Origin of the sequence: Streptomyces sp. NPDC015220 (assembly GCF_043079345.1) — a bacterium.
GTDB lineage: Bacteria > Actinomycetota > Actinomycetes > Streptomycetales > Streptomycetaceae > Streptomyces.
On the sequence record NZ_JBIBUK010000038.1, the window covers coordinates 46,473 to 52,641 of the forward strand.

Sequence of the window (6,169 nt, forward strand, 5' to 3'; positions counted from 1 at the left end):
CGGCCCTCGTGGACCGGCCGAGACGTGGTCTGCCTGACCGCACCGTCCGGACCACGGACAGGCAGACCACCGTTGTCCAGTTCGTTCAGTGTTTCTGGGTGCGCCGCTTCCGGCTCACGAACGCGATGACCAGGCCCGTGCCCACCAGCAGACCGACGACGGCGATCATCTCCGGCAGCCCGGACGCACCGGTGTGCGCCAGCGAACCCGAGCCGCCACCGGCCGGGGCCGGGTTGACAGGGGGCGCTGTTGATGGCGGTGTAGCGGCCGGGGGCCAGGCCGGCGGGGAGGCCGGTCGCGACGTCGGGGTCGGCGTCGGGGTCGGCGTCGGAGCCGGGGTCGGCGTCGGGCTCGGCGTGGAAGTCGGGCTCGGCGTCGGAGTCGGCGTCGGTGTCGGCGTCGGCGTCGGTGTCGGTGTCGGGGTTTCCTCCGGGATGTACACCCCGGCGTCGATCGTGTGATCGACGCCGCCCGGCTTGTCCGGCGCCGTGACGGGCGCGTAGCCGTTGCACAGCTGTCCGGTGGTCGGCGGGGTCACATTGGAGTCATGCGCACGGTTGGCACCGGCTCGCGGAAGCGTGAACCGCAGCTCGTCGGCCGAGGGCCGGCCGGGCACCTTGCCGGTGTCCGCGGTGCACACGTCAAACTGCACCGTGTACGCCGCACCCGGTGTGAGCTCGTACTCGGCGCCGACACCACCGAAGTAGTACTCGCCGGCGGCATCGGTGCTGGTGGTGGCGACCTGCTTGCCGTCCGCGTCCAGCAGGTTGATCGTCGCTCCCGGCAGCAGCACCTCCGCCGGGTCCTGGATCCCGTTGTGGTCGCCGTCGAACCACACGAGGTTGCCGATCTGGATCGGCGCGTTCGCCGCCGCGTACGCGATGTCACCGAGCCCGCCGGCCTTGCCGAACCCGCCTTGTTCCCGGCTGACGAACTGGAACCCGTTGGCGGTCGGGTTGTTGCCCGGGCCCTGACCGGTCGCGATGTCGTGGTACCCGGTCCCTGAGGTCGCGACGTTGACGACCGGGTCGAACTCCGTGCTGACGACCCACTGCTGCTGCGGGATGTAGGCCACGGACCCCAGCGCCGTCTCCTGGTGCGCGTTGGCGTAGAAGTCGCCCGGGAAGTACTCGACGACATCGGCGGGCTGGCCACCGTTGTTGGCGGGGGTGGCGTGGTTGGGGCAGTTCCCGGTGCCTTCCCACTGGTATTCACCGGTGGGAGTGGCGCAGACCATGGTGATGTCACCACCGGACATGCCGTTCTCCGCCGTGCCGTTACCGGGGCGGGGGTCCAACCCTCCCCAGCTGAGCACGTCCATGAACCGGTCGCGGAAACCCAGGATCATCGAGCCGTCGCGGGCGAAGGCGAGGGAGGCCAGCTCCGGTTGCGGATCGATGTAGACGTTGCCCGACTTGCGGTCGTCCCACGTGTCCAGGCTGGTGTTCCACGGATTCCAGTGGGTGGCCTTGTCGCCGGCGCCGAAGACGGTGCCGCGTTCGTCCGTGAGCGGGTGACTCAGCACCGTGGTGAACCGCTTGCCGTCGTAGGTGGAGACGACGGCCTTCAGGTCGGCGCGCTGCTGCGTGCTCCCGGCGCTGCACACGCCGCCGACGTACAGCTTGTTGTCGTGGGCCTGGAGGCCGAACGGCCGCCAGTCGTCGCGGCTCGCGCACCCTGGGTCCGGGATCGGGACCGTCGACTCGGGCGCCGCGGCGGTGTCCCCTGTCGCGTCGAAGCTCACCAGGCTGCGTGTCCGCAGGTTCACCGCGTACAGCGTGGAGCCGTCCTCCGACAGGGCCAGACCACCGATGCTCTCCTTGCCCGGCACGTCGGTGAACCCTGGATCCTTGATCATGTCGGCGGTGTCGTGCCGCGTCACCGCGGCGTCGGGCACCTGCGCGAACAGCTCCGGCGCACCCGAGCCGTTGACCGGCACCGTGTAGATCGCGCCTCCGCCCTGCGGCCCGTACGGGGCGTACCGGCGGGCGAACGCGCTCTGGAACAACCGGGTCCGCTGCGTGTCGTACGCCAACCCGAACGTGGTGCCCACCTGGTCCTGCGTGGCCAGCGTGGTCGGGCACGCCACATCGGTGGGACACGTGCCCCGGACGTTCGTCCCGAACGCCACCAACGCCCGGTCGTCGGTGCTGTTGGCGCCGCTGTGGACCGGCACGAAGTACCGCGAGTCCGGCAGCGCGTAGTCGGCCGGATTCCACACCGCCGTCACCACCGAGGCGTTCGTTCCGTCCGACACGTCCACGAACGACGTGAAGCTGTCGAAGTGGTTCTCCGCCGTCGACGCGGGCGCCGCCCGCAGATAGTCGCTGTACGGTGCCGGGATACTGACGTCTACGCGGTACTGACCGCCGCTCAGCGCGGTCGAGCCCGACACCGTCACCTTTCCGGTGGCGTCCGTCACGCCGGTGACCTCGTGTCCCGCGGGGTCGGAGACCTCCACTCGGATGCCCGGCTGCGGCACGTCCATCGTCGTGTTGATCACGCCGGTGCCGAAGAAGTCGCGCAGCACCTGAACCGTCAGCGTGCCGTCGGCGGTCGAAGCGGCGGCCGGTCCAGCCGTCGCTCCCACGGCGCCGCCCGCCAGTAAGAGAACGGATAACCCTATGCGCGCCAGCGGATCCGCGAGCTTCCAGGCCGACCGGCGCGAGTCCCTGCCGACTCGGTTCATGGCATCACACTCCACAGTTCTCTGGTCTTGAAAACGAGGCACCCGCTTCGCGCCGTACGCCCACTGCGCGCCCCCAGGCCCGAACGCCGGCCTCGAACACCACGGAAAATAAAAAAGGCCCACCGCCGTTGTGTGAACCGCTTTGTGGTGATCGTCCGGGGATATTCTGGGCAAGCCGTAAGCGCCGCAGACCAGGAAAAACGAACGCGCGTTCAGAGCCTAGGGCAGGACGGCACTGGGTCATGAGTTTGCGCAGCTCAATCACGGCACCCTCGCTCCCCCACCGCCGGCCTCACCGCTATCGCGAGCAGCGCGCGATATTCTAAGCGCCGGAGTCTCGCCGTCACCAGCAGAACCCTGAAATCCATCAGGATCCGCGCCGCTCTCCGCGGGCCCGCAAAATGGTGACCGAAAGAATATGCGACAGCGGGGTAATGGCCGAATCTGATCCTGTTGAGTGCCCGGCACCCGCACGGAGCGTCCGGGACATACTCGTCACGCGAGGGCGTTGTCCGGTCGAGATGGGTTCGGTTCGCGCCCTACCACCGCTCGGTTGCGTGGCGTCAAGACGCTTCTCGCCACCGTGGGCCCGAAACCTCATCGTCGGCGCCGGTCAAGGCGCCGGAGCCCGAGCAACTGGGTAACGGCCTGAACCTGCCCTTCGGGGGCACAGTGAGGCCCGCGGGTGGGCAGCGACCCGAGCAATCGCTCCAGCGCGGCACACGGGACCCGGGCGCACATGCGGGCCTTCTTCGACGTCGCCGAGGGCGAGGAAGAGGACTGGCGCTGCCCGCGGCGCGGGCCGGCCGCCCGCGGTGCGTCCGGCCCGTGCCGTCACCGGTGCTCGGGCGTGGTCCAGGCGACGAGTTGGAGTACGACGCCGTTCGGGTCGGTGACCTGGAAGAGGCGTTCGCCCCACGGCTCCTCACGCAGCGGCATGGTGATGGGAGCGCCCTCGCTCCGCAGCCGCTCGAACTCGGCGTCCAGATCGGTCACGGTGAACGCGATGATCACGCCCGCGGCAGGCTGGTCCCGGAAGCCTTCGGGCAGGACGTCGGTCCCACGCTGGAGAAAGATCACATCGGCCGCGCCCTCGCGGACCAGCGAAGCGAAGCCGTCGGCGGTCACGGCTTCCTGAAAGCCGAAGTGCTCAACCAGGAATGCGGCGGAGGCGGGGACGTCGTCAACGGTCAGGGAGACGGCGGTGGAGGTGATGTTCATGACCTGTCCCGGTGTCGAGGCTATCTCTGTACGTCGTACATCGTACTGCGTACAGAGTAAGTGGAGGGCCAAGGGCCTCGGCAGGGAGAATGGAGCCCATGGCCAAGGAACACGGGGGCACGAGCGACCCGGCCCGCATCCTGGAACTGCTGTGGCGCGAGCCCGGACGCGGAGACTCCCGCCGCGGCCCCAAACAGGGGCTGACGGTCGACGCCGTCGTCCGAGTCGCCGTCGAGCTCGCCGACTCCGACGGCTTGGAGGCCCTGACCATGCGCGGGATCGCCCGGAAGCTGGGCGTGACACCGATGACGCTCTACACCTACGTCCCGGGCAAGGCGGAACTGCTCGACCTCATGCTGGACGCCGTGTACCTGCAGATGCCGCGCAGCGACCGGTCATCGGCTCCGTGGCGCAGACGGGTGGAGGCCGTCGCGAAAGAGAACCGCGATCTGTACGACCGCCACCCATGGGTGGCGACCATGCTCACGGCGCGCCCACCACTGGGCCCCGGGCTGATGACCAAGTACGAACACGAGCTGGCCGCGTTCGACGGCCTGGGGCTCGACGACGTGGAGATGGACGCGGCTCTCACTCTCCTTTTGAACTTCGTCCAGTCCGTCGCCCGCGAAAGCCTCGCGACCCAGGCCGCCGCCCGCGACAGCGCGATGTCCGACCAGCAGTGGTGGGCCGTCAACGAACCACTCCTGGCCAAGGTCTTCGATCCCGACCGGTTCCCCCTGGCCGCCCGTGTCGGAAGCGCCGCGGGCGCCGCCCACCAAGGCCTGTACGACCCTGACCATGCCTTCGACTTCGGACTGCAATGCATCCTGGACGGTCTCGCCCACCGCGTGAGTCGGCGCGAATGACGATCCCGCGCCATTCCGGCCGCGTGCAGCTTGGTGGTTCTCGCCAATGACCACCTGCGAGAGGTCCGGGACACGCCCGGGAGCCGATTTGTACCGGTAGGCGGCCACGCGCAGAAGCGCTCTCGATATCCACACATTGTGCGACGAGGTCCCGAGCGACTGCCGCCATGACCCGCACGCCCGAACAGACGGCATTGGCAGAACAGCACGTCCACCCGAACCGTGACGCACTCGTCGGCAGCACTGCCGCACCCGGGGCGGGAAGACCGCCGCGAAGTATCACGCCCCGCACTCCGCGAGGAACTGGGGATCCCGGTGTGCGCCGACCGCGACTCCCGGCCGAGTGGCCACCGGAGAAGGAACGCTCCGGTGGCCGTAGCCGGCGTCGGCGGTCGCGTCAGCTGACGTTCACGTCCACGCAGGCGTAGAAGGCGTTGGCGGTGTCGGCGATGTTCCACACCGCCAGCACCTTCTGCTTGCCGGTCAGGCTGCCGAAGTTCACCTGGTGGGTGACGGTCGCACCCGGCTGTGCGCCGTTGTCGTTGAACTCGGCGATCTTCCGGCCGCCGGCGTAGTACTGCCAGGTACTGGTGGCGTGCCGTGCCGTCAGCCGCCAGTTGAAGCTGGTCGTGCGGCTGACGGGCGTGACCTTCCACCCCTTGCTGTCGTTGTCGAGTTCGGCGAAGGCGGCGTTCCCTCCGCTGCAACTCATCAGGCCCTTCGGCCCTTCGACGCTCTGCGGCTCGTACTTGATGGACCCGCAGGAGACGGTGCCGGCGGCGCACTGCGCCTGTCGGCTGGGCGGTGAGGAGATGTAACCGTGCGCGCTCGCGCTGGTGGCCGGCAGGCTCACCGCCACCAGCGGGGCAAGGCCCGCGCCGATGACGGCGGCCAGCTTCTTCTTGCTCTTCATGGCGACTCCTTCATGGGGGGACACGCCGTCTGCCCACAAGGGTCAGCGACAGCGTGCTCATGACAAGTACACTTTTCGCGCCAACCGCTGTGAATGGTGCGTCACGAGCGGCAACGGAAGCGTACCCGTCTTGGTCTAGACCAAACTCGCTCGTGCGCGAAGTCGTACGGCGCGCGCCACAGCCGGTCGTGCACCGCCCAAGGACCGGTGCCGTCGAGGTGGCCGAGCGGACCCGCCGTCGGCCGCGCTGCCCTGAGGTCCACCTCCGGCTCCGCTCACGGCCGATCGGCGGCTGGCGGCCGGCGGGCCGACGCGGCGCCGCGGGTGCCGGTGCGTCGTGGCCGCCGGTCCGGTTCAGGCCGTGGTCATGAACTCGCGCAGGTCCGCGTTGAGCCGGTCGGCGTGGGTGACGTAGAGGCCGTGGCCGGCGTTGTCGTAGACCTTCAGGGTGCTGTGGGGCAGAAGGCCGGCGCTGCGGCG

4 protein-coding genes are annotated in these 6,169 nt (G+C 69.2%); 1 reads left to right on the forward strand and 3 read right to left on the reverse strand.

The genetic code is table 11. The annotated features are described in order from the left end of the window. Positions 1 to 85: 85 nt before the first annotated feature. Both ACF061_RS37905 and ACF061_RS37910 read right to left on the reverse strand, forming a co-directional pair. Complete coding sequence (locus tag ACF061_RS37905) at positions 86 to 2,689, reverse strand: SdrD B-like domain-containing protein (RefSeq protein ID WP_392271564.1); 2,604 nt, start codon at positions 2,687 to 2,689, stop codon at positions 86 to 88. 834 nt (positions 2,690 to 3,523) lie between these two features. After that, entirely contained in the window at positions 3,524 to 3,910 is a 387-nt protein-coding gene (locus tag ACF061_RS37910; RefSeq protein ID WP_392271565.1) for a VOC family protein, read from the reverse strand. 98 nt (positions 3,911 to 4,008) lie between these two features. Here ACF061_RS37910 and ACF061_RS37915 point away from each other — a divergent pair, with 98 nt between their 5' ends. After that, on the forward strand, positions 4,009 to 4,776 hold the full coding sequence (locus tag ACF061_RS37915) for a TetR/AcrR family transcriptional regulator (RefSeq protein ID WP_392271566.1): 768 nt from the start codon (positions 4,009 to 4,011) through the stop codon (positions 4,774 to 4,776). A 397-nt stretch (positions 4,777 to 5,173) separates the two neighbouring features. Here ACF061_RS37915 and ACF061_RS37920 read toward each other — a convergent pair whose 3' ends face one another. Further along, positions 5,174 to 5,689, reverse strand: a complete 516-nt coding sequence (locus ACF061_RS37920; protein WP_392271567.1) for a lytic polysaccharide monooxygenase auxiliary activity family 9 protein — start codon at positions 5,687 to 5,689, stop codon at positions 5,174 to 5,176. Positions 5,690 to 6,169 lie beyond the last annotated feature (480 nt).

Coding starts and splice junctions, on each gene's coding strand:
- ACF061_RS37905 (WP_392271564.1), bottom strand. CDS start 2,689: ATGAACCGAGTCGGCAGGGACTCGCGCCGGTCGGCCTGGAAGCTCGCG.
- ACF061_RS37910 (WP_392271565.1), bottom strand. CDS start 3,910: ATGAACATCACCTCCACCGCCGTCTCCCTGACCGTTGACGACGTCCCC.
- ACF061_RS37915 (WP_392271566.1), top strand. CDS start 4,009: ATGGCCAAGGAACACGGGGGCACGAGCGACCCGGCCCGCATCCTGGAA.
- ACF061_RS37920 (WP_392271567.1), bottom strand. CDS start 5,689: ATGAAGAGCAAGAAGAAGCTGGCCGCCGTCATCGGCGCGGGCCTTGCC.